21 protein-coding genes are annotated in these 23,026 nt (G+C 69.3%); 9 read left to right on the forward strand and 12 right to left on the reverse strand.

Annotated elements, in window-relative coordinates; all coding sequences use genetic code 11:
• Window positions 1-58: 58 nt before the first annotated feature.
• From ACTWQA_RS48435 to ACTWQA_RS48460, 6 genes are all read right to left on the reverse strand, one after another.
• Complete coding sequence (locus ACTWQA_RS48435; RefSeq protein WP_443165610.1) at window positions 59-502, reverse strand: DUF4429 domain-containing protein; 444 nt, start codon at window positions 500-502, stop codon at window positions 59-61.
• Window positions 503-805: 303 nt separating this feature from the next.
• Window positions 806-1,939, reverse strand: a complete 1,134-nt coding sequence (locus ACTWQA_RS48440) for a TolB family protein (protein WP_443165611.1) — start codon at window positions 1,937-1,939, stop codon at window positions 806-808.
• A 1-nt stretch (window position 1,940) separates the two neighbouring features.
• Window positions 1,941-2,447: a SigE family RNA polymerase sigma factor gene (locus ACTWQA_RS48445; RefSeq protein ID WP_443165612.1), complete on the reverse strand. Its 507-nt coding sequence runs from the start codon at window positions 2,445-2,447 to the stop codon at window positions 1,941-1,943.
• A complete protein-coding gene (locus ACTWQA_RS48450) occupies window positions 2,444-3,862 on the reverse strand; it encodes a polysaccharide deacetylase family protein (RefSeq protein WP_443165613.1) in 1,419 nt (472 codons plus the stop codon). Before ACTWQA_RS48450 ends, ACTWQA_RS48445 begins: the two co-directional genes overlap by 4 nt.
• Window positions 3,863-4,099: 237 nt before the next feature.
• Window positions 4,100-5,410, reverse strand: a complete 1,311-nt coding sequence (locus ACTWQA_RS48455; RefSeq protein WP_443165614.1) for a hypothetical protein — start codon at window positions 5,408-5,410, stop codon at window positions 4,100-4,102.
• A gap of 441 nt (window positions 5,411-5,851) precedes the next feature.
• Entirely contained in the window at window positions 5,852-6,925 is a 1,074-nt protein-coding gene (locus ACTWQA_RS48460; RefSeq protein WP_443165615.1) for a LacI family DNA-binding transcriptional regulator, read from the reverse strand.
• Between the two features lie 145 nt (window positions 6,926-7,070).
• Between ACTWQA_RS48460 and ACTWQA_RS48465 the strand changes: the two genes are divergently transcribed.
• From ACTWQA_RS48465 to ACTWQA_RS48485, 5 genes are all read left to right on the forward strand, one after another.
• Entirely contained in the window at window positions 7,071-8,444 is a 1,374-nt protein-coding gene (locus ACTWQA_RS48465) for an ABC transporter substrate-binding protein (RefSeq protein WP_443165616.1), read from the forward strand.
• Between the two features lie 8 nt (window positions 8,445-8,452).
• Entirely contained in the window at window positions 8,453-9,379 is a 927-nt protein-coding gene (locus tag ACTWQA_RS48470) for a carbohydrate ABC transporter permease (RefSeq protein ID WP_443165617.1), read from the forward strand.
• Window positions 9,376-10,200, forward strand: a complete 825-nt coding sequence (locus ACTWQA_RS48475) for a carbohydrate ABC transporter permease (protein WP_443165618.1) — start codon at window positions 9,376-9,378, stop codon at window positions 10,198-10,200. The genes ACTWQA_RS48470 and ACTWQA_RS48475 overlap by 4 nt, the downstream gene beginning before the upstream one ends.
• Window positions 10,201-10,358: 158 nt before the next feature.
• Window positions 10,359-11,540, forward strand: coding sequence for a glycoside hydrolase family 68 protein (locus tag ACTWQA_RS48480; protein ID WP_443165619.1), 1,182 nt, complete (start codon window positions 10,359-10,361; stop codon window positions 11,538-11,540).
• 617 nt (window positions 11,541-12,157) lie between these two features.
• Window positions 12,158-12,589, forward strand: a complete 432-nt coding sequence (locus tag ACTWQA_RS48485; RefSeq protein ID WP_443165620.1) for an HIT family protein — start codon at window positions 12,158-12,160, stop codon at window positions 12,587-12,589.
• Window positions 12,590-13,005: 416 nt separating this feature from the next.
• Here ACTWQA_RS48485 and ACTWQA_RS48490 read toward each other — a convergent pair whose 3' ends face one another.
• From ACTWQA_RS48490 to ACTWQA_RS48510, 5 genes are all read right to left on the reverse strand, one after another.
• A complete protein-coding gene (locus ACTWQA_RS48490; RefSeq protein WP_443165621.1) occupies window positions 13,006-14,301 on the reverse strand; it encodes a phosphotransferase in 1,296 nt (431 codons plus the stop codon).
• Entirely contained in the window at window positions 14,298-14,420 is a 123-nt protein-coding gene (locus ACTWQA_RS48495) for a hypothetical protein (RefSeq protein WP_443165622.1), read from the reverse strand. The genes ACTWQA_RS48490 and ACTWQA_RS48495 overlap by 4 nt, the downstream gene beginning before the upstream one ends.
• Window positions 14,421-14,466: 46 nt before the next feature.
• A complete protein-coding gene (locus ACTWQA_RS48500; RefSeq protein WP_443165623.1) occupies window positions 14,467-15,543 on the reverse strand; it encodes a DUF2855 family protein in 1,077 nt (358 codons plus the stop codon).
• Between the two features lie 414 nt (window positions 15,544-15,957).
• A complete protein-coding gene (locus ACTWQA_RS48505) occupies window positions 15,958-16,083 on the reverse strand; it encodes a hypothetical protein (RefSeq protein WP_443165624.1) in 126 nt (41 codons plus the stop codon).
• On the reverse strand, window positions 16,080-16,820 hold the full coding sequence (locus tag ACTWQA_RS48510; protein WP_443165625.1) for a hemerythrin domain-containing protein: 741 nt from the start codon (window positions 16,818-16,820) through the stop codon (window positions 16,080-16,082). The genes ACTWQA_RS48505 and ACTWQA_RS48510 overlap by 4 nt, the downstream gene beginning before the upstream one ends.
• Before the next feature lie 59 nt (window positions 16,821-16,879).
• On the opposite strand from ACTWQA_RS48510, the gene ACTWQA_RS48515 reads away from it, so the two are divergent.
• The 4 genes from ACTWQA_RS48515 to ACTWQA_RS48530 all read left to right on the forward strand — a co-directional run bounded on the left by ACTWQA_RS48515 (window position 16,880) and on the right by ACTWQA_RS48530 (window position 19,349).
• The gene (locus tag ACTWQA_RS48515) at window positions 16,880-17,509 is read left to right on the forward strand and encodes a TetR/AcrR family transcriptional regulator (RefSeq protein ID WP_305915671.1); all 630 of its coding nucleotides are present in this window, start codon (window positions 16,880-16,882) and stop codon (window positions 17,507-17,509) included.
• 28 nt (window positions 17,510-17,537) lie between these two features.
• Window positions 17,538-17,687, forward strand: coding sequence for a hypothetical protein (locus ACTWQA_RS48520; protein ID WP_443165626.1), 150 nt, complete (start codon window positions 17,538-17,540; stop codon window positions 17,685-17,687).
• Between the two features lie 489 nt (window positions 17,688-18,176).
• Window positions 18,177-19,133 (forward strand): alpha/beta hydrolase, encoded by a 957-nt coding sequence (locus ACTWQA_RS48525; RefSeq protein WP_443165627.1) that lies wholly within the window; start codon window positions 18,177-18,179, stop codon window positions 19,131-19,133.
• Window positions 19,134-19,199: 66 nt separating this feature from the next.
• The gene (locus tag ACTWQA_RS48530; protein ID WP_443165628.1) at window positions 19,200-19,349 is read left to right on the forward strand and encodes a hypothetical protein; all 150 of its coding nucleotides are present in this window, start codon (window positions 19,200-19,202) and stop codon (window positions 19,347-19,349) included.
• 134 nt (window positions 19,350-19,483) lie between these two features.
• Here the strand turns inward: ACTWQA_RS48530 and ACTWQA_RS48535 are convergent, their stop codons facing one another.
• Window positions 19,484-22,948 (reverse strand): ATP-binding protein, encoded by a 3,465-nt coding sequence (locus tag ACTWQA_RS48535; RefSeq protein WP_443165629.1) that lies wholly within the window; start codon window positions 22,946-22,948, stop codon window positions 19,484-19,486.
• Between the last annotated feature and the right edge of the window lie 78 nt (window positions 22,949-23,026).

The raw sequence follows: 23,026 nt of genomic DNA on the forward strand, positions 1-23,026 counted from the left end.
GCTGAAGGACGCGCACGAGGCCCGGGTTGCAGCCCGGCGAGAACTACGCCAGGATCCCCTATAACCCCTCCCGCGACTGATGGGTATTTAAGACCCGATCTGGTGCATTTTCTCTGACACACCTCGGTACCGAAGGACCGGCGATCAGGAACCGCTCAGCCGGACCGCGCTCGGACAGGGCCGCGCGCATCTCGTCGGCATACTGGTCGGCCAGCGTCTTCGTGGCGGCGGGCAGCACCAGCCGGTACGGATCGAGCGACTCCTGGAGCTGCCCCGTTGCCGCGGACATGACCGGGTCGGCTCCCTCCCGGGGAACCACCCGCAACACCACCCTGCCGCGTGCACCAGGCTCCAGCATGACATCGGCCAGCGCGTCGTACGGCACGAACCGCTCACCGAGCTCCATGCTCAGTTTCGACGCCTTACCCGGCTCAGGCGTAATGCGCAGCCCTCCGTCCTCGAACTCCCACGCGCAACCTCGCCCCTTCAGTACGTCACCCATGCGAGCAAGGATAGGTGCTGGTGCTCAAACACTGGCGGCTGCGCAGACGGGCGGCCACCGCGACGAGCCGGGTCGGGGACTGGGCGCGGTTCCGTAAGCATGGCCCTGGTCGCGATCCACAACTGAACGTTCCTGCTCGGGCCCAGCTTCGTGCTGGGGCTGGTGGGCGGGCCGCTTGTGTTCGCGTCGGCGACCGCCACGATGTTCGGCCTGGTCGAGCAGGTGTCGACGCTGCGGCGGTCGTGGCGATCCCGGTGTTCGGCTGGGAGCTGAGCCTGGCGGGCCGGCTCATCATCAAGGGATTCAGGACTCCGTGAAGGACGGCAGCCAGCTCGGGCGAGTGAGCCGGTCGGTCCAGCCGGTCAGGGCTGTGAACTCCGGCTTTCCTGTCACGTCGACCAGTACCAGGCGGTAGCGGGATTTGTCGCCGCCGGTGTCCGCCATCCAGGCGATCAGATGCGTGTCGTCGGCCCAGGCGAGCAATCGCACGATGGCCTGACCGCCGCCCGGTTCCAGGAGCGTGGTCTGACCGGAGGCGATTTCGGCGACGAAGGGGGCCGAGCCGCTCCTGCCGCCCATGGCCAGGCGCCGGCCGTCGGGGGACAGCCCGGCGGGCTGGTCGCTCGAGGACTCCTGATCCGGGCCGGGGCGGGGCTGCCCGGTGAGGTCGTAGTACGCGCGGGGTTGCTGGCGGGCGCCGATGTCCTCCCAGATCAGCGAGCCGTCGCGGCTCCAGGACAAGTCGCTGCGCATGCCGGAGTCGTCAGGCAGGCTGTGGAAGGTGGTCTCGCCGCTCGCCACGTCCACGATGGCGAAGCCGGTTCTGGACGGTCCTGCTTCGCCGGGGTCGTCGAGAAGTCCGGGGTCGGCGTCGTACGTGGTCACCAGGAGCCGCTTCCCGTCCGGGGACCAGGCGACGCTGCCTGCGACGGCGCGGCCGAGGTCGATCCAGCGCCGCACCGAGGCGGCGGTGGTGTCGACCAGGCCGATCCGGCGCGCGGGCAGATTCTTCTCCAGCACCGCGGCCGTCCGGCCCCCGGGCGCCACGTCGATCCATCCCCATGGAGCCGCCGTGTAGCCGCTCGCGTCGGCGTACGTGAACAGGTACCAGTCGCAACTCGACGCGCAGTCGGCGTACGCGGTGAGCGTGAGGCGTCCGGCGGCGACGCGGGTCACAGGCGGGGCGTGGCTGAGATCGGCCGCTATCCCTCCAGCGATAACGCTGGTCGCGACCGGAGGGTCCTCTCGCGCGACAAGGGAAGGCGCCATGATTGCGCTGACGGTGACGGCGGCGGCCACGGCGGCCGCGGTGGTGGCCGCTCTCCTGATCCGCATGCGAGTCCGCTGCCGCCATGCGGCGTGCGCCACGCCGGTCGGCGTCCTGGCCTGGTCGGCCACCGCGGTGAGCGTGTCTTTCAGCAGCTCGTCAGTGGTCATGTCAGGTCCTTCCCGAGCGGGTGTACAGGTCGTGGAGTTCGGGGCACAACTGCAGGAGCCGGGCCAGGGCCCGGTGGGCGGTGCTGCGTACCGTGCCGATGCTGCAGCCGAGGGTCGCGGCCACGGTGGATTCCGACTGGTCTTCGAAGTAGCGGAGCACCAGCACGGCCCGCTGCTTGGCGGTCAGCCTGCCGAGCGCGTTCTGGACCATGATCTTGAGCTCGACGCCGTGCGTGGCGTCCGCCGCGTTCGCCTGCTCGGGAATCTCCGGGACGGCGTACTCCCGCCTGCGCCGCCACCACGAGATCTGCTGGCGGTACATCACCTGCCGGAGATAGCCGTCCGGATCGTCGATCTTGCTCCATTTAAGCGCGGTCTTGGCCAGGCTGGTCTGCAGCAGGTCCTCGGCCGCGTGCTGGTCACCGGCCGTCAGCAGGTAGGCCAGGCGCATGAACGCGGCCGAGCGCGCCGCCACGAACTCGTCGAACTCCCGCCGGTTCGCGCTCACCTCGCGGCCTCGTCGCGCAGCTGGGTGACCGTGACGAAGTGGTAGCCGCGGCCGGACAACGTATGCAAGATCTGCGGGATGGCCGCCACCGTGGTCGGGTGGATGTCATGAAAAAGGATGATCGCGCCGGGCTTGGCCCCCGACACGGCCGCGCGGGTCACCCGGGCGGAGTCGCGGTACTTCCAGTCCAGGGTGTCCACGCTCCACAGGATGAGGGGATGCGGCGTCTGCTCACGCACAACGTCGTTGACGGCTCCGTACGGGGGCCGGACGATACGCGGCGACACGTCCGACGCCTTCTTGATGGCCTGATCCGTGCGGCGCAGATCATCCCGCACCTGGGCCGCCGTCAGCCGGGTCAGGTCGCGGTGCGACCAGCTGTGGTTGCCGAGCTCGTGCCCGGCCTCGGCGGTCTGGCGCACGACGTCTGGACTTATCGCGACGTTCTGTCCCACGACGAAGAACGTGGCACGCGCGTGGAACTTGGCCAGATGGGCCAGCAACGTCTGGGTGTAAGGCCCGGGGCCGTCGTCGAACGTCAGCGCCACGCACTTGACCTGCCGGCAGTCGGCGGTCCCCTCCGTTGCCGGGGCAAGCGTGGGCGTCGGGGAGACGGAGCCGTTCAGACCGAGGTGCCGCTCGGGCTCCACGACCTGCCGCTGCACCCTACGGCCGAAGTCCGACAGCAGCGGGCGCGCGATCGAGGCAGGCAGCACGGCCCGCAGTTGCCCCGCGGGCGCCACCCCCACCACGCTCTCGTCGAAGGTCACCACCAGGTCGCCGTGGGCGGTGAACGCCAGATCGTCCAGGTAACGGCTCCGGGAGGCGTCGTCGGCCATGACGCTGCGCAACGCCCCGGAGTCGAAGCCCTGCTTCCTCGACAGCGCCGTGCCGAGCCCGGCGGCGAGCTTGCCGAACGCGTCGGGGTCGATGAGGGAAACCGCAGGCAGGGCTTGGCCTGTCTTCCCGTCGTACCAGCGTGTGGTCGTGGATTTGCCGTCGCCGGCGCCGCCCAGCCACCATTCGGTGTAGCGCACCCCGATGACGTCTCCCGAGGCGACCAGGAACGCGAAGTCCAGGTTCAGCTCGGCGGTATGGTCGCACGCCTGGCGGAGGAACTCGGCGCGCCGGTCCTCCACCATGCGCCGCAGCGCCGCGGTGAACAAGTCAGCACCCGGCACCCGCGGGTACGCGATTGACCAGGCGCACGACCGGTCGTTGCTGCTGTCGCGGACCACCCGCAGGCCGTCGATCCACGTCGGCGAGACGGTCGAGATCTCGTCGGGCTGGTGCACGATGCCGGTCACGGGCGTACGCCGGCCGTTCTGGGCAGGCGCCGCGCTGGACACCGCGCAGCCCGCCGTCAGCAGGCATGCGACGGCGAGCAGCGTGGTGATCTTATGTGGAGGCTTCATCGACCGCTGGAACTCCGCTCTTCATGGCAAACGTGTCAAACCACCTATTGAGTGACGAATAGGTAGATGCACGTTTTGCGTCCTTTGTTGCCATAAGGACGCGGCAGAGCGGGGGCATCTTTGCGACCTGTCGCAGAAGTTTTCGGCTGACCCGCGTGCGTCAGTCGAAGGCGCGGACCTCCAGCAACCCGACCGAGGCCTGGCAACTCTGCAACACGATCCGGAGTCGGGCGCTTGTCAGGCTGGTTGCTTGGTCCGGCTCAGCAGCCACCGGAGGATGGAGCCGTCCTCGTAGGTGGGTCCGTACGCGGCGTGGTAGTCAGGGAGCGAGAATGCCGCGTCTTCGTACTCGGTGTACCGCAACAGGGTCTCGATCTGCTCGGGTGTCTTGCCCCGCGCGGCGTACGCGTCCCGCAACAGGGTCCGCGTCGTGCGAGCCAGGTTGATGTTCAGCAGGTGGTCGTGGACGCCGTGGGTGACCCACAACGGGATCTCCGCGGCCACGATGGCCGCCGCCTGCTCGGCGTTGACCGCGAAGCCGCCGGTCACCAACCCACCGGCGAACAGGTCCGGCCGCTTGGCGAATGCGTTCCACAGCAGCTGCGAGCCGTAGGAGACAGTGGTGGCGTAGACCCGCCGCTTGTCCACGGCGAAGTCCTCGAGGAACTGATCAAGCAGCTTGACCAGCAAATCCGCCTCGGCCGGGCTGCCGACGCGCTGGTGCTGCGGGGCGAGCACGATGACGTCCTCCGTGCTGCCGGTCCACTTCGGCTGCAGCCAGGCGGTCGCGGGGATGTCCGCGGCCAGTTGGACCGTCAGGTTGTCGCCGTCCCAGCCCATGCCGTGCCCGGGCAGGACGACCATCAGTGGGTACGTCTTCGCCGGGTCGTAGTTCTTCGGCAGGTGGTAGTGGTACGGCAGCACCATCCCGCCGGACAGGTACGAGCCGTAGCGGAACTCGTCTACGAGGAGGTCGACCGGCTTCTCGGTCACCTTTATGGAGGTTTCCGGCGTCGCCCTGGCCAGCAGCGGGCCCTTGCCGATCCCGAGGCCTGGCCGGCCGTACACGTTCTTGCGCTGCACCAGCTGGGTGGGCAGGTCCGGGTTCACTTTCACCGTGCACAGGAAGGTCGGGCACTTGGAGACGATCACCGTCCAGCCCGCGTTCTGCTCTGGGTCGAGTTCGACGATGACGTACCGGCCGGGCACGGAGCGCTGGTCGGTCCGGGTGGTGGCGGCGTTGTTGGTGTAGGTGTGGGTGACCTTCCGCTCGGTCAGCTTGGGCAGGTCCTCGATGGGGTTGAAGCGGAAGTTGTAGAGCGTGTCCTGCACCGAGAACGTCGAGTTGTCCAATTCTCGCGGGTTGACGGTCTCGCCGTATTCGACTGCTACCGCGGACACCTTCTGCCCGTAGGTGTAAACCTTCGTGATCGCCGTGACGCTCTGGATACCCGCCGGGGTGTCCGCGGGCGCCGACGCTGACGCCGGCGTGGCCGTCGTTAAGAGTCCGGCCGCCATGACAGTGGCGATGAGTCGGCGGGTGGTCATGTGGGTGACCTCCACTGCGTTTCGGGTGCCGGCTGGCGCACACAAGGCGCCTGTTCCGTTTGCACCTCCTTCAGACCAGCGTTGTGACGCTGGCGCTAAATCGGGTTAGCCGTACTATTACGGCCGGTTCCGCGCCTGTCAAGGCATGACGTGGGCTGCGGGGACGGCTGGACCGGCGGGGGACACGACGGTAGAGATCCGTGTGGGCTTTGGCGGTGCCGACCTGTCCGTCATCGCCGCAGCGGCAGTCCATCCCCCGTTATTCGCGGAGCATGCGCAGGTCACCCGGGGGCGTGAGCGCCGCCAGGCGAGGACGTTAATCCGTTCGCCGCTCCAGGAACAGAAGCGGCGGCGTCAATCCGCCGTCGGGCCTCCGGCGCCGGGCGGCGGGCCGGGCGGCGGGCCGGGCGGCGGGATGGTCACAGCGGCCCTCGGTGGCGTTCAGCCGACGGATTCCGCGGCAGATGGTGGGCCGATGGACTCGCGGCTGCGCAGGGGCATCGGCACCCGGTGCACCTCGCCCTTGGGATCGGGGTCTGCCTGGTCGCGGCCGATCTGGGTGAACAGCACGTCGACGGCCTTGCGGCCGAGCTCGTAGTGGGGCAGTGCCACGGTGGTCAGCTTGGGGCGCATCCACGTGGCGATGGGGTGGTCGTCGAAGGAGACGACGGAGACGTCCGCGGGCACCTTGAGTCCGAAGTCGTCGAGTGCCTGGTAGGCGCCCAGGGCGAGCCGGTCGTTGAAACAGATCAACGCGTGCGGGCGCGTGCTTTCGAGTAGTGCCCGCGTCGCGGCGAGACCGTACTCGGGTTGCCAGTCATCGCAAAGGCGGCCGCCCGCCACGTTGACGCCTGCCTCGCCGAGCGTCTCGCGGATGCCCCTGAGTCGTTCCATCGCCGCTACGCCTCCTGGGGGAAATTGGCGCAGGCCCGGGCCGGCGCCGATCAGGTAGATGCCGTCGCGATGGCCGGCCTCGAGCAGCACCCGGGCGGCGCAGCGGCCGGCCTCGATCTCGTCGGGGATGACCGAGGGCAGGTGGGTGGGCTGTTTGGGCAGCGCGTTGAGCAGGACGGCGGGAGCCGCGGCGACGACCTTGGGCACCTTGATGGTCGTGGTGAACATCGACGCCAGGATGAGCCCGTCGACCTGGCGGTCGAGCATGGCCTGCAGCAGGAGGCGTTCGAGCTCGGCGTCTCCTTCCGTTTCACCGATGAACAGCATGACGCCGCGCTCGCGGGCGGCCTCCAGCGCCCCCTTGATCATGTCGCCGGCCAGCCGTGAGGTGGCGACCGTGTCGGAGACGAAGCCGATCGTCCGGGTGGTGCCCGTGCGCAGGCCCACGGAGACGATGTTGGGCCGGTACTGCAACTCGTCGGCGGCTCGCAGGACACGCTGCTCGACGTCCTGAGAGATCCGCAGCTCACGGCCGCGGCCGGACAGCACCAGCGAGGCGGTCGGCCGTGAGACACCGGCCGCTTTGGCCACATCGGCCAGCGTGACCCGTCGTGAGCTCACCCAGGGCCTCCGATCGTCAAGAGTCTGTTACAGGGGGTTGACATCGTACGACGCGCGCCGTGACACTACGGGCGCTAACCCGATTTAGCAACGAAGGGGGCATCAGCTCGGTGCCGCATGTCCCCCGGCAGCAGAGGAGATGCACATGGCTCGACGAGTTCGCTCCGGCCAGGCCGGGGCCGCGCTGGTGATCGCCATGGGGACGCTGGCCGCCGCCTGCGCGGCTCCCGGCAGCAACAGCCCGCAGCCCGCAGCCACCGGCACGTCGTCGCAGCCGACGTCCCAGTCAGCGGCACCCACCTGCGGTACGGCGCCGATCACGATGAACGGCTACTTCGAGACCGGCTTCCCGCTGCCCAAGGCACTGACCACCGAGTTCTCCAAGCAACACCCCAACGTCACGTGGAACATCCGCGAGGACCAGTTCGCGGTGATCACCCAGAACGCCCCGCGCGTCCTGGCGGACAACCCGCCCGACCTGATGCGCCTGCCCCAGGTCTCGGAGCTGGTCAAGGACAACCTGCTGAAGAACCTGGACGGCTACGCGCAGGCGTTCGGCTGGGACAAGTGGCCGGCCTCGCAGCTCGAGCAGCTGCGCCTGGGCCCGGGTGGGCGACCGCGCGGAGAGGGGTCGCTGTACGCCCTGGGGCTCAACTTCAGCATGACCGGCGTCTTCTACAACAAGAAACTCGCCGCCCAGATCGGGATGTCCACGCCGCCCGCCACGCTGGCGGAGCTCGACGCGGCCCTGGCCAAGGCCAAGGACGCAGGCATCACACCCATCGTGCAGTTCAACGGCGGAGCCACCGGCGGCCTGGCGTTCCCGCTGCAAAACCTCATGGCCGCCTACGGCCCGCCCGGACCGATCAACGACTGGATCTTCCAGAAGCCCGGGGCCACGATCGACACCCCGTCGAACCTGCAGGCCGTCCAGCACCTGGAGCGGTGGGTCAAGGCAGGATACTTCCAAAAAGACGTCAACGCGGTCGACTACGCGACCATGATGAGCCGCTTCATCGACGGCCAGGGCCTGTTCATGTTCAACGGCGACTGGGAGTCGGGCAACCTCGACAAGCAGATGGCGGGTAACGTCGGCTTCTCCCTGATGCCACCGGCGCAGCAGGGCGGCAAGCAGGCCGCCATGTCAGCGCCCCTCACCTTCGGCATCGCCGCGAACGCTAAGAACGCCGACTGCGCCGCCTTCTTCCTCAACTGGGTGGCCACTGACCAGAAGGCTCGCGACGTCGGTGTCGAGGTCGGCGGATCGCATCCGATGGGCCCGGCCGACGCCTACATGCCGAAGGTGTCCTCGGACACGGTCACCGCCAGCACACTGGCCGCCGGAGCGGACATTGCCAAGGACAACGGCGCGATGGACTTCATCGCCAACGCCACCGGCGCCATCTACGCCAAGAGCTGGACCCCGAACCTGCAGAAGCTGGTGGGCGGACAGCAGACACCGCAAGAGCTGCTGAAGGCGGTCCAAGCCGACTACTTCGGCCAGATCGAAGGGAACTGAGCGAGCTGATGGCCCGGCCTGTCGGCGCCCGGTCCACACACCGGCGGCCGCCCCCGACCAAGCTGCGCGGCACGCGCGGCTTGATCGGCTGGCTGTTCGTCGTCCCGGCGCTCGCCTTCTATGCGGTCTTCGTCCTGCGCCCGATCGCCCTGACGTTCCAGTACTCGCTGTACAAATGGGACGGCATCGGCCCGTCCACCTGGGTCGGGCCAGCCAACTACGGAAAGGTCTTCACCGACCCCGACCTGTTCGACTCACTGATCAACGCCTTTCAGCTGATCGTGTTCTTCAGCGCCATCCCGGTCATGCTCGGACTGGCGATCGCCGCGACGATCCGGCGCATCGCCGCGAGCCGACTCGCCCTCGTGGCGCGGACCGTGCTCTTCCTGCCGCAGGTCATCCCGCTGGTGGCCGCCGGCATCGCGTGGAGCTGGCTGCTGGCCTCCACCGGAGTGATCAACCAGTTCCTCTCGCTCCTCGGCCTCGGCACGGTGACCCGGGCCTGGCTGGGCGACTTCTCCACCGCCCTGCCGGCGGTCGGCATGATCGGCGCCTGGGTGCTCCTCGGCCTGTGCACGCTCCTGCTCCTGGCCGGCATGAGCAAGATCGATCCGGCCCTCTACGAGGCCGCCCGGCTGGACGGCGCCGGCGCGTGGCGGGAGTTCATCTCGATCACGGTCCCCAGCCTGCGGCAGGAGATCGCGGTCTGCGTCACCGTGACCGTGATCGCGGCCCTGGCGAGCTTCGACATCATCTACATCTCCACCCAGGGCGGCCCCGGCAACACGACCATGGTGCCCGGCCTGCAGATCTACTATCTCGCCTTCTCCGAACGCGAGATCGGCACGGCATCGGCCCTGGCCGTGGTGCTCATGTTCCTCGTGATCGCCTGCGCCCTTCCCATCCAATGGTTCACCAAGGACGGCAACCGATGATCACCGCGTGGCGGGAAGCCTGGACCGGCCGACTGCTGCTCGTCGGCATGATGGCGGTCACCGTCCTGCCGTTCCTCAGCCTGTTCGTCACCGCCCTGCATCCCTCGGGCACCTACCCGCCCGGGCTGGCCTGGCCGAGCAATCCGCAGTGGGGCAACTTCCTGCGAGCCTTCAAGGCCGCGAACATGGACGAGCTGTTGATCTCCAGCGTCCTCATCGTGCTGGGCGTGGTGCCGATCTCGATCCTGCTGGGCACGATGGCCGGCTTCGCCATCGGCCACCTGCGCGTGATCGGCAGCCGCGCGCTCTTCCTGACGTTCGTGCTCGGCCTGACCCTCCCGTTCGAGGGCATCATCACGCCGCTGTACTACCAGATCCGCGACATGGGCCTGCTGAACACGCGCTGGGCGATCATCCTGCCGCTCATCGGCCTGTTCATGCCGTTCTCCGTCTTCTGGATGCGCGCCCACTTCATCAACATGCCCGAGGAACTGTCCGAAAGCGCACGGATGGACGGCGCCAACGTGTGGCAGCTGTTCCGGCGCATCCACGTCCCCCTGGCCATGCCGGCGATCTCCTCCCTGGGCATCCTGCTGTTCCTGTGGACCTGGAACCAGTTCCTACTGGCCATCGTCCTCGTCGACGACCCCACCAAACGCACGATGTCCGGCGCGCTGGGCGCCTTCCAGGGTCAGTGGGGCACCGACATCCCCCTGCTGTGCGCCGGATCGCTGCTGATCCTGGCCCCCACGCTCGCGATCTTCCTCATCTTTCAGCGGCACTTTGTCAAGGCGCTGCTCCAGGGGTCCTTGAAGGGCTGAGCGGCGCCGACAGGACATCGCACATCACACCCCACGAGTGGAAGCAGAGGTCGTTTCATGGTCCCACGAGGACGGCTGGGCGCTGCGCGGAGACCCGCGACGAGATCCGGCATGATCCAGAGGCTTGCCGACGGTCACCGCCGGGGGCAGGGCGCCGCGTGAGCGGTGGCCGACCGGCGCACTGGACACGCCGGCACCTTGATCTGCTCGCCGAGAGCAGCGCGACCACGGCACCCGTCATGGACCCGGCGGCCGTCCCCCGGATCCTGCCCGGCCACGATCTGTGGGACCTGTGGCCGATCCAGGAGGAGGACGGCTCGACAGCCCTGATCGACGGCTACGAGCTGTGGATGACGCTGTCGGCCCCCGCGCTCGGTCACCCCGAAGAGCGCCACGACCGAGCCCGCATCCGCCTGCTCGCCAAGAACGGCGACGGATGGAAGGACCTAGGGCACGCCTTCGCCGACGGCGCCTCCCCGGGCAGCCGCGAGTGGTCCGGATCAGCGGTCCACCGGCCCGACGGCACGGTATCGGTGTTCTACACGGCCGCCGGCCGGAGAGGCGAAGCACGCCCGACGTTCCGGCAGAGCGTCATCGAGGCCCGCCCCGCCCTGCTGGCCGGCGGCGACCGGATTCTGCTGCACGAAGACGCCGAACACCGGGAAATCCTCCGCTCCGACGGCTGTCTGTACCTGCCGGTGGAGGAGGCCAACGGGTCACCGGGGAACATCAGGGCCTTCCGCGATCCCGGCTGGTTCCGCGACCCGGCCGACGGGCGCGACTATCTGCTCATCGCCGCGTCCACCGCCTGGGATGACCGCTTCACCGGCGCCATCGCCCTGGCCGAGTCACGGGCCGGCGCTTGGTCCCTGTTGCCGCCCCTCATCGTGGCCGAGGCCATCAACCACGAGCTCGAACGACCGCATATCATCGTCCACCAGTCGTGGTACTACCTCTTCTTCTCCACCCAGCGTCACACCTTTCATCCAGCCGATCGCGGGCCCACGGGGCTCTATGGCTTCGCCGCGCCCCGACTGACCGGACCGTACGAGCCGCTCAACGCCTCCGGGCTTGTGATCCAGAACCCTTCTCTCGAACCCGATCAGGCCTACGCGTGGCTGGTGTTGCCCGACCTTCACGTGGTCAGCTTCGCCAACTACCGATCACAACAGGGCAGAGATCTCCGACATGCGGAAGCGGCGCAGGCGCGAGCCAATTTCGGCGGGACCATCGCGCCGATGCTCAAGCTCACTCTGGACGAGATGACCACGTCTGTCGTCCCCGCTGTGGAAGATCCAGCGGACCGCCGCCGCAGGCCCTTGATAGAAGGATGCCCGTGAGTCTTCTCGCTGGATGGCCGCAGCCGGACCTGTACCGCTCGAATATTGAGTTCGTAAGCTCGTCGTCGCTTGCCGGTGGAAGTCCGGTCCGGGTAGCTGTCAGGAGGCCCGGTAGCAGGCTGGCGGCTTCGTCTGGAAACGGGCGGGGTCGAAGCCCAGGGGTCGTTCCCGGACGCCCGGGCCGATGCGGGTAGGTCTGGGCCCGTCGCAACAGGCGATGATGCCATGCCAGCAACGTCGCAGGAGTGAGCAGCCGATGACCGCGCCGCACCGGTGGCAACCATCGGGCCAGCGCCGCGAGAACGGCCCGGTCGGCCCAGTCCGTCTTCGGGCGTCCGACCTGCCGCCGCAGCACCGCCACCTGGTGACGTAACGCCATGATCTCCGCGTTCTTCGACGCTTGGCTGCGGGCGGGCAACACGAGCCAGCCGAAAAGCGTGATCAGATAGAACAGGCGGACGAGCACAGGACGCGATCTTTATGCGGGGTACAGACCCCGTCAAGACCACAGGTCAGAACCGTCGTGGCTGAATTTGACGCGGTACACGTGCCCCGCTCTCCTGAGTCTGATCCGGCGTCGCTACGCTCTGGCTCGATCAAGTGGAGGAAAGGCGGCCATGACCGGGACCTGTACCTTTTGCGGCATCGTTGCCGGAGAGATCCCCGCGGAGATCGTCTACTCCGACGAGCACGTGGTCGCCTTCCTTGACATCTCGCAGGCGACTCGCGGTCACACCCTGGTTGTCCCCCGCGAGCACTGTCGCGACCTGACCGACATCGGCCCGGACCGCGCGGGTCTGCTGATGCGGGGTGCTGTGCACACCGCCGCCCTGCTGCGGCGCGCGCTGGAACCGGGCGGGATGAACATCTGGCACGCTACCGGCCCTACGGCCTGGCAGACCGTGTTCCACTTCCACCTTCACCTGCTGCCCCGCTACACCCCGGAGGATCTCAGGCAGGCATGGACGCATCGGGAACTGCCGCTGTCGTCGCTGTCGCCACTGGCCGATCACATCAGGACCGCACGGTGCCGGCGGGCCGATCCGTGAAACCGCCGTGAAACCGGTCGTTCCTACGTTCGCGTCGCGTTGACGGTACGCGGGCCGAACGGGGCTGGTGAGCGGTGAATATGCGGATCTGGATCATGGTCGTCGCGGTACATTCAGGTCGATGATTCCGGCTGGGGTACCCGATCGCGGCCTCCACGGTGGGGAGATCCTGCACACCGCCGGTATCGCTCCGGCGCCCCCGCCGGGCTGGGCCGACCTGGCGGCAGTTCCTGTCCGCTCAGGCCCACGCGATCATCGCGTGTAACTTCCTGGTGGTCGAGACGATACCCACGCACCCACGTTTAATGGTCGACCAGTGGAGCCGCTGATGAGGCGTTCCAACGCGTTCCACAGTGGGGTTCTGTTGATCGGTGTCATGTTCTGGAGGGGGCGTGCTCGCGCAGGTCGACCGAGTCCTATCCCACCCAGCCGGGGGCCTGCGCCCGCAGGAGCCGGCGTAGCCACATCGCGGTGCCGCCGCCCACCATTTTCTCCACCGGAGGCGGCAGGTGGGCGGCGAGAGAGGCGTAGCTGATCGCCTGGTTCAGCGCGCACAGCGGCGCGGCCAACTTCCAGGCGGCCCGCAGCCTTTCAGGCGAGTCGAAGTCCGCCCAGCGCGCCAAGTACCCGTCGAGCGCGCTGCCGCCGGGCTGGAAGAATTGGCTGCTCAGGTCGAGGAACGGGTGCGCGATTGCGGCATCCGTCCAGTCAAAGAACAGGTAGCCGAGCGGCCCCCGCGCCACGTTGCCCAGATGCAGGTCCCCGTGGACCAAGGAGTACGGCACAGCGAAGCCGGTCAGCTCCGCGCACGCGGCCATCAGCCCGGGCATGGACTCGCGCAACTGGGCGGCCTCCTCGGCCGTCACCCAGGTGGCCGGATCGCACCAGGTCGGCGGTGCGGCATGATCCACCTCGCCGAGCCATGTGATCTGCCCGGACAGCCACGGCAGGCGGCGATCGAGGCACCCGGCGCTCCGCAGCTCCGGCACCCGCTCGACTGACTCCACCTGGAGAGCTGCGTAGGAGCTCAGCATCTCAGCGTTGACCTCGTCGGACGCGTGTCGGATCGCCGGGCCGAAGTCGGCGAGTGCGAGCAGCCGCCTGTCGCCGTGGTGGCCGAGAACGGCGGGAACCTGAGCGGGGAAGAGCTTGTCCAGGACGGCGGTGACTGCTCCCTCGTCGGCGAAGAGCGGGGTGGCGACGGAAGACTTGACGTAGACGTCGCCGCGCGGCGTGGCCGCCCGCAGCACCGCGGACAGGTCCCAGAGGCGCTCCTGCTCAAGCCGGTCGTCGAGGTCGAGCCCGAGGTCCGCGCTCAGCCACTCGGCCACGCCGTCGATCCATCGCGGATCCGTCCATGGCGGACCACCGTCGAGGCCGGCCTCGACGGCACTGACCCAGGTGGCTGGTTCGGCGTGCCGATCGCCGCGTCCTGCGCCGCTCAGCGGCCTTTGCGGAAGGACGTTCCCGCCCGTGCGCGGCGCGGCGACGAGGGTGCACCGGATGATGCGTGCCGTCTCGTCCGTCTCCGCCCCGCTAAGCCGGAGCACGGCGGCGTCGATCCCGGTCTGCTTGCGCAGTGCCGCCAGCGCCTGCCCGGGATTGTCGGGCTCGACCCTTCCGGCCAGCTCGGTCTTCAGTGCCAAGACCCGGGTGTCATCGTCCCAGACGATCAGCCAGTCGATCCGCGTGTGCCACTCGGTCTCGGTCATCGGCTGCGACGGAATCCGACGCGCTGCAGCGCGCCATGGTCGTGCAGGATGTCGAAGCCGATGATGACGGTGCGGGGCTCTTGCCTCGCGGCGAGCGGCCGTGGGTGCTTGTCAGCCACAGGTCTCCTGCCGGGTCGCGGAGGGCAAAACCGGCGTGGCGGCGGCTCACGATGGTTTGATGATGTGAAGGTCTTCGGGTTTCGCGTGGCCGCCGATGACCGTGTTGTAGATCTTTTGCAGGGCGTCTGGCCCGGTGTGTTCGACGATGCGCAGCCACGCCGACGCGGCGACGAAGTCGCGCATCGCGGTGTCCATGCGTTGGAGCAGCTCGGTGCCGCCGATGCCGGCGGACAGGCTGCGGACCCGCTCGGGTGCGAAGAACAGTGTGGGCGTGGGACCGGGCAGGTCACCACCGCGTGCGGGCGCGTCCCAGTGGGTGCCTCCGACGATGATGCTGTGAGTGAGATGGTGAGCGAATCGCTGATGCACCGCGGCGACCACATCGGGATTGCCGGCGAAGTCGACGAAGGCCACGGGGCCATGGAGGTTCTGATCGGCGATCGCGTCGTAGGAGACGAGCTGGTGATAGAGCCCATGCCGGGTCAGTGCAGCGACCTTGTCGGCCGTGGTTAGGCCGACCACGGGGATCTGGCGGCGGTGCAGCAGCCAGGCCAGTCCCATCGCGGTCTTGCTGGAGGCGCTGGAGAGCACGACCGTGGTGGGTGCCGCCGCCTGAGCCGGTTCCGCCTGGGATAGGTCGTGGTCGAGCAGGTAGGCGGTGGAAAACAGCGGCCGCCACACGGCTCGATGGTTGTCGAAGGGATCAGCCGGCATCGCGGTGTAGGTGTTGTACGTCGCCGACCCTTCGGCGCGGTGTGCCGCGGTGTCGACGTACGCCCGGTCAGGTACGTCGGCGCGAGCGGTGCCGGGCGTCAGCCGCATCGTGACGTGAGTGGACATCGGCAGGTAGCCGTACACCCGGAGGCCTTCTGCGACGCCCGGCGCGCGCGAGCGCACCACCCGGGCGAATCCCCAGCAAGGCAGCCGGCCCCAGCCGTGCGGAGCTGGAAAGAACCGCCAGTAACCGAAGCTGTCGCCAACCCTTCCATAGGTGATGTTGTTGCTGGTGAGGGCGAATCGTTCGACCTCCAGCAGAACCTCACCGTCTACCAGCTCTGGTGCCGGCATCGGTCGTACCTCGGTCTTACTCAGATCATCTCGGGCGGTGAGCAGATCCCACATGGTGACTTCTCCTTGACTCGATGGGTGCCGCAATGGCGTAAGGAATGCGTGGGCGGCTGCCGGTTTTTTCTCTCTCGATGCAGGCTTCGCTTCGAGATGCTCAGGGGTGCCCCGGCGGTCTGGACTGCGTGATCGTGTGCGGAGCGTCGGGTTGTCAGGTCTGGCCTCGCCGAGCGTGGCTCACTTCAGACCAATGGCCACTTCACTCTGGCCGATTCTGTCCATTGCCACCACACCGTCCAAGCCAGAGTGCCCTGGGACGAGAACGTCCACGCTGTGCCTGTTCCCCACGAGCCTTCTGACGACCGGTGGCCGGAGCGGCATATGGTTCGCGGTCTTCGGGCGATGTAGTCCCGGCCGTCGCGGATACGCAGCAGGGGGATGGTGAACGCCCGGAGCGCCGGCCGCGCACGGTCAGTCGGAGTACGTCGCCGCCGCGGAAGCGGTGCCCGAAGCGGCCCGGGTGTGGCGGAACAGGAAGGTGTGCGCCCTGGCGGCGTTGCGGCTGGCCCAGGTGAGCACGCTCGACCGGGTGGTCACGGCCGATCCGCCGGGGACACGTGATGGAAGGTACGCCGCTCGGCGCGGGCGAAGCGCCGGGCGAGCACTCTGCCGGCGGCGCGCAGGACGGGACCTCCTGGCATCAGGCGCACGGCGTGCGGGGGGAGCCCGTGCACGATCCAGCCGAGCACCGCGGGGATGTCGCGCGGACTGTATTGGGCGCTGAAGTGCTCCTTGTCGAGGCGCTCCCAGTCGTGCTGGGTCAGGTGGGCCTGGACGAGTGCCATCGCGTCGCGCTCTTCGTGGGCGAGGTGCGCCAGCAGCAGGTCGCGCAGCTCGGCGGTGTGCCCGGCGAGATCTCGGCGCACCTGGGCGTCGCCGGCGCGGGCGAGCATGGCGAATCCGGTGTCGCAGGCGTGGAGCAGGGGGTCGATGTGCTTGTGCTCGGCGGACATGGCGGCCAGCACGGCGCCCGCCTCGGCGCCGCGGGCGCGTTCTAACAGCAGCGGCCACAGCCCGGTGTCCTCACCCAGGTGGTGCTTGTGCAGGGTGCTGGAGAACAGCTGCCAGCGGCGGCTGAGGCGGGCCCAGCACTGCCGGTCCTCGATCGGGGTGGCGGCGGTGGCGGCGGCGAACAGGTCGAGGTCCCGCCGGAATGCGCGGTGCATGAGGTACATGCCCGCGACGTCGACGGGACCGGGCGGCGCGGCGGCCTGACCGGTGAGGAGCAACTGCCTGGTGTGGGGGGCGGTGGCGGACGGGGAAGAGGCTGTCATGATCGCTCCTTTTGGGTTTAGTAGCTATAATATGAATTAAGTTGCGGTAAAGTCAATCCATGACTGAGCGAAGGCGGGCGTACCACTCGGCCTTGCGTGCCGAGCAGGCGGAGCGCACGAGGGCGGCCGTGATCGCGGCCGCCACCGAATGCTTCGTTGGCCAGGGCTACGCGGAGACGACGATGAAGGACATCGCCGAGCGGGCGGGGGTCTCCGCGCCGACCGTGTACGCGCAGGGCAGCAAGGCGGCGCTGCTCCTTGCCGTGGTCGACGTGAGCATTGCCGGCGACGCCACTGCTGGGCCGCTGATACAGCACGACCGGTTCCGGCAGTTGCTCGATGAACGCGACAAGGAGAGAAAGCTACGCCTGATGGCGCGAATCGCGCAGGACTGGATTCCCCGGGTCGGGCCGGTGCTGCGGGTGTTCCGGGAGGCCGCGGCGGGCGATCTGGAGATCGCCGAGGCATGGGAGGACTACGAACGGCGCCGCTACACCGACTCCCGGGCCATCATCGAATCCTTCTCCAGCCTGCTGCGCCCGGGACTGACCGTCGAACGTGCCACCGACATCTACTGGGCGACTTTCACCACTCACACGGCGGAGGCGTTCATGGCCGGCAGGAAATGGGAACTGCGCGAGTACGCCGACTGGCTGGCAGACGCGATGGACCGCCTCCTGCTCCGCTGACGCGGCGGACTGCCACTGCTCCGCTTACATGATCGTGCGGCGGGTGCTGGAGCTGATCGTCGTGCTGGCTGGCACCGAGCTGGCCAAGGACGCCGAGCTTTGGTGCTGCGTCACGAGAACGCAGTACTCCGACGGCACATCACCCGTCCCCGCTACGAGGCCGCCGAGTTCTGCGTAGGCCACGTGATCGAACAGAAGGCGCAAGGCAATCTCACCGCCGAACATGCCGGGCCGGCGAAGCGCCTCGTTGAGCCGGGCTTTGAGGTAGGCCCGGACACGGACTATGTGGTGGGGCGTCACGGGGTGTGGTCGTCGCTGGGGCGTAGCGGCTCCATGAACTCCCGGCCTCGGAGGCGACGCGTGTCGGCGTACTCCCTGGTGTGCAGAGGCGAAAGTACAGTCCGATGCTCGAACTATCGGCCAGTACGGCTGCGGCCCATGTGCCGATGTGCGGCGGTATCCCGGTCGCCACCATCGAGCTATGAAGGTGATCGTCCGGACTCTACCGCTCGCCGACGCCTCGACCGAGCCTCGCGCTACCCCTTCTGGTCGCCACCGCCCGGAGTCGCGTCTTTCCTGTTCTACGAGCCAGATGGCGCCCTCATCCAGAGGATCGGCATACCAAGCGATCAACTCGCATAAGCGCATCCTCCGAAGGAGACGACCCATGAATCCCTCCGTTCCCTCCCCGCTGCCGATCCCCGCGCACCTCAGCGAGGCAGCCCGCCAATTCCTGGCGCAGCCGCCGATGCAGGCGCCCACTCTTCCCAAACGGGACGACACCGACGGCTGGTTGCGCCTGGTCGAGCAGACCGACGGCTACATCCGCACCTGGCTCGCAGACCACGCCCTTCCCTTGCCGGTCGCCGTCCAGGACACACAGGTCGCCGGCGTCCACACGTACGTCCTGCGCGCCGAGAGCGACCCCGCCACCGACGAGGGGCCGATCTACCTCGACATCCACGGCGGCGCCCTCCTCTACGGCGGCGGCGACCTGTGCGCTCACGCCGCCGGCGACGCGGCCCGGAGCACCGGGATGACCACCTGGAGCGTCGACTACCGGATGCCGCCGCTGCACCCCTTTCCCGCCGCGCTCGACGATTGCCTGGCCGTCTACCGGACGCTGCTGAAGGTCTGCGACCCGGCCGACGTCTTCGTCGGCGGCGCCTCGGCCGGCGGCAACCTCGCCGCCGCATTGCTGGTGCGGGCCAAGGACGAAGGGCTCCCGATGCCGGCGGCGCTGGTGCTACGGACGCCGGAGGTCGACCTCACCGAGTCCGGCGACAGCTTCCACACCAACGCCGGCATCGACAACGTCCTGTCCAGCCTGCGGGAGGTGAACGAGCTCTACGCGAATGGGCACGACCTCTCCCACCCCTACCTGTCCCCGCTGTTCGCCGACCTGTCCGGCTTCCCGCCCACGTTCCTGCAGTCCGGCACCCGGGACCTGTTCCTGTCCAACACCGTCCGCATGCACCGCAAGCTGCTGTCGGCCGGCGTCGAAGCCGAGCTGCACGTCTTCGAGGCGATGCCACACGGCGGCTTCGGCGGCGCCAGCCCCGAAGACACCGAAGTCGCCGCCGTGGTCCGCCTCTTCCTCGACCGGCACCGCCGCCGGCACTGAGCCTTCATCCAACCCGCCTCATGCCGTCCTGGTGCCCGAGATCGGCCAGTTCGCCGAGGCCGCCCGGTGGGCTTTCAGGTGCACTTCGTCGAGCCGGCGCCGGACATGATGGCCATCGGCGGCGTCCTGCTCGGCGACTCGGGTGCCGGCGCCCTGCTCGACAGCGGAGTCTTCTCAGCCGAGCGGGCCGAGGCGATCCGCAAGAAGCTGCTCTAGCTGGGCTGCGACGTCGTCCAGCGGCTGGATGTCGCGCTTCGCCCGGCACAGCTCAAACCGCTGTGCCATGGTCTTGACGCGGTACAGAGCAAAGGCAGTTTCTTGCCGTTGGGACGCTATGAGCGCTTGTGGGGTTAGTGGGTTGATCCACAGGGGTCGGTCAGCGCGGACGCGCGGATCGTCAGGATGGCCGCCTGCTCATGGTCGCCGGGCCGGTCGCGGCGCCTGAGGGTGGTGGCCAGCTCACGGGCGCTCGCCGCGGCGAAGGGACGCAGTCCGGCCTCCTCATTGCGCCGCAGCGCCGCTCCGAGATGGTCGGCCGCGCCGTCCAGATCGCCGTACGCCCTGGCCAGCAGGCCGATGTGGTGTCCGGCGAATCCGGCGAACGTGATCCCTGTGCCGCCGATCACGATCCGGTCCGCGTAGGGCACCAGGTGTGTGAGCAGGTCGTACGCGGCGTCCGCCGGGCCCAGCTCGGACCAGAGCTCCGCGCGGATCACCTGGTGGGTCAGCCATAGGTAGTCCATCGGCACCTCCGGCTGCTGCCGCCACGCGCCGAGCACGGACCGCGCCTGATCGGCCCGGCCCGAACGCAACAGTGCCAGCGCGTGCCACTCGTGCAGCAGGGCGAGACCGGTGGCGGCGGCGGACTCGGCCAGCAGCGGCTCGATCGCCGGCAATGTGCCTCGGGCCAGGTTCAGCGTCGCCGTCAGGGCGATCGGGACCTCGGCGGCGCCGGCGACGGTGGTGCCCGCGTGGAACTTGTGAGCCTTCGCGATCGCCCGTTCAGCCTCGGCGAACCGGCCGCGGGCGATGTCGGCCACCGCTCCGGCCCAGTCGAGCACGACCAGCGCCGGGGCGAGCGCGTACGTCTGCGCCAGCTCCCGAGCACGCCGGTAGTCGTGCAGTCCCGCGGCGATGTCACCCTGCTCGATCTGGTCTCGCCCGCGGAACACCAGCGCGCGGGCGAGGGCGGCCGGATCGTCTGCAGAGTCGGGCAGGCCGGCCAGGTCGGCGAGCTCGCGCGCCGCGGACAGCCGTTCGGCCAGCAGCTGGGGTCGCTCGTAGGCGACATGGCGGAGTTCGAGCACGCGAGCCAGGTCAGCCCGGCTGCCGTGGGCCCTAGCCAGGGATTCGGCCTCGGTGGACAGGGCCACGGTGCGGCCGGTGGTGTCCGTACCGTAGTAGAGCTCTGCCGCGAGAGCAGCGAGTAGCCGTGCCCGTAACGCCTGGTGTCCCGGGGGAAGCTCCCGGACCAGCCGCTCGAACAGCGTAACGCCCGAGACGTCCACCACCCGGTACTCGCGCCAGCTCCAGACTGCATCGGCGGTGGTCGCCACCGCGGCCCGCGCTGCCGCGACGACGTCCCCACCCGCGAGGGCCACCTCGGCTGCCTCGCGCGTGGCTTCCCACGCCTGCTGGTCGTAGCCGGCGCGCCTGCGGGCCAGTGCGAGGCCGATGAGCACGTCGTACCGGTCGGTGGCGGTGGCGGTGGGGTCTCGGGTCAGCGCGGTCAACGCGGCCTCCTGCAGGCGGGCGGCCTCCGCGGGAGCGGGCTGCCGCGCCGCGAGCGCCGACGCCCGCAACGCGTGAGTCCAGGCGGCGCGGGCGTGCCCGGCCCCGGCCAGGCCGTGGTGGTGGGCGAGCTCGGCGGAGCGCGTCTCGCCCGCCGCGCCGGACCGCTCCTCGATCACCTCGGCGATCGCCGCGTGCAGCCGGCGGCGCTCACCCGGCGGCAGCCGCACGTAGACGGCCTCCCGGACCAGGCCATGCGTGAACCGGTGGCGCGTACCGTCCGCCACGATCAAGCCCGCCAGCAGGGCGGCTTCAGTGGCGTTCATCGCGGCGTCCGCGGTCAGCCCCGACGCCGCCTCGACGAGATCGACATCGAACGTCGGTCCCCACGCCGCGGCCGTCGCAAGCAGGGTCTCCGCGTCGTCGGGCAGCCGGGAGACCCGCCGCCGCACGACGTCCTGCACCCCGTCAGGCACCTTCAGCGCGCGCACGGCGCCCGGTGTGGTGAGGAGGCGTTCGTCCGCAAGCAGCCGCACAAGCTCCCCGAGGAAGAACGGATTGCCGTTCGTGCGTTCCCCCAACGCCGCGGAGACTTCGTCCGCGATTTCCACGCCGTGCCGGAGCCGGACATAGGCCCGTACCCCCGCCTGGTCCAGCCCGCGCAGACCGGCCCGGACGAGGCCGGCGCGGGTGAGCTCGGCCAGTGTCTCGGCCAGCTCCTGCGTGTGGTCGGCCTGGGCGTCGCGGCTGGTCAGGAGCAGCACGACCGGTAGGTCCGCGAGCATCGCGCCGAGCCGGCGGGCCAGGTTCAGCGTGTCGCCGTCCGCCCAGTGCAAGTCGTCGAGCACCAGCAGGGTCGGTCCCGCGTCACGCAGCAGCGCGGCCGTGGCCTCGGCCAGCCGGAAGGCCGCCATCTCGACGCCCATCGCCGTGATGGTGGCGGCCGGACCGTCGTCGGAGCCGAGCAGCAGGGCCGCCAGGGCCGGTAGCCGCGCCGCCGGCCCGGCGGCGCGCAGGAGCGGGCCCAAGGCTTGCGACCACGGCCACAGGGCGGGAGCCCCCACGGCTTCCTCGCATCGTCCCCATCCGGTATGTAAGCCCATCGCGGTGGCGGTCGCGGTGAGGGCGCGGGCCAGGCCGGTCTTGCCGATGCCTGGTTCCCCAGTCAGCAGCACCACGGTGCCGCGACCGGCGCTCGCATCGACGAGATAGCCGGTGAGGCGTGCCTGCCACTCCTCCCGGCCGACCAGCCCGGACGCGTCGGCGCGTGGCCTGGCGTCGGCCGATGTGCCGTATGCCGGTGGCGTGACGGGAGCGGGCCTGGCCTCCAGCGACGGTTCGTGGCGCAGCACCGCCTCCTCGAGCCGTCTCAGCTCCGGACCTGGGTCCACGCCGAGCTCCTCGGCGAGGAGCCGCCTGGCCCGCCGTAGCGCGTCGAGCGCCTCCCCTTGGCGCTGGGACCGGTACAGGGCAACCGCGAGCAGCCCCCAGGCCGCTTCACGGAGCGGCTGCGCGGCCACCAGTTGCTCGATCTCTCCCACCAGCCGGGCGTGCACGCCGAGCGCGAGCTCGGCGCGGAACCGATCCTCCGTGGCCAGCAGCCTGAGCTCGCCGAGCCTGGCGGCCTCGGCGGCCAAGCCGGGCGACGCCACAGCCACGTCGGCGTACGGCTCACCGCGCCAGAGCCCGGCGGCGGTGCGCAGGAGCTCCCGGGCATGCGCGGCGTCGGTCGCAAGGGATTCGTGCGCCGCGCTCGCCAGCGTCTCGAACTCGATGGAGTCGAGCGAGCCGGTCGCGAGGGCGTAGCCGGGCGGACGCGTGATGAGGACCTGGGCGGGTGCGCGGGCTGGACGGTCGGGTTCCAGCGCCCGCCTGAGGTTCGCAACATAGGACTGCACCGAGGTCAGCGCCTTCGGCGGGGCCTCGTCGGCCCACAGCTCGTCGATGAGGCGGCCGACCGAGACGACCCGGCCGCGGGCGGCCAGCAGCAGACCGAGCAGCGCCCGCTGCTTCTGGCCGCCGAGCTGGACCGGGTCCCCGCCGGCATCGAGCACCTCGACCGGACCCAACACCTGATAGCGCACGTCGGTCACGCTACGGCACGTCATCGCTCGCCGGGAGGTGGCGTCCAAGCCAAAACGGGGTGCCTTCCAAGCGCGTGG

Source organism: Nonomuraea sp. 10N515B, assembly GCF_052245915.1.
Classification (GTDB): Bacteria; Actinomycetota; Actinomycetes; order Streptosporangiales; family Streptosporangiaceae; genus Nonomuraea.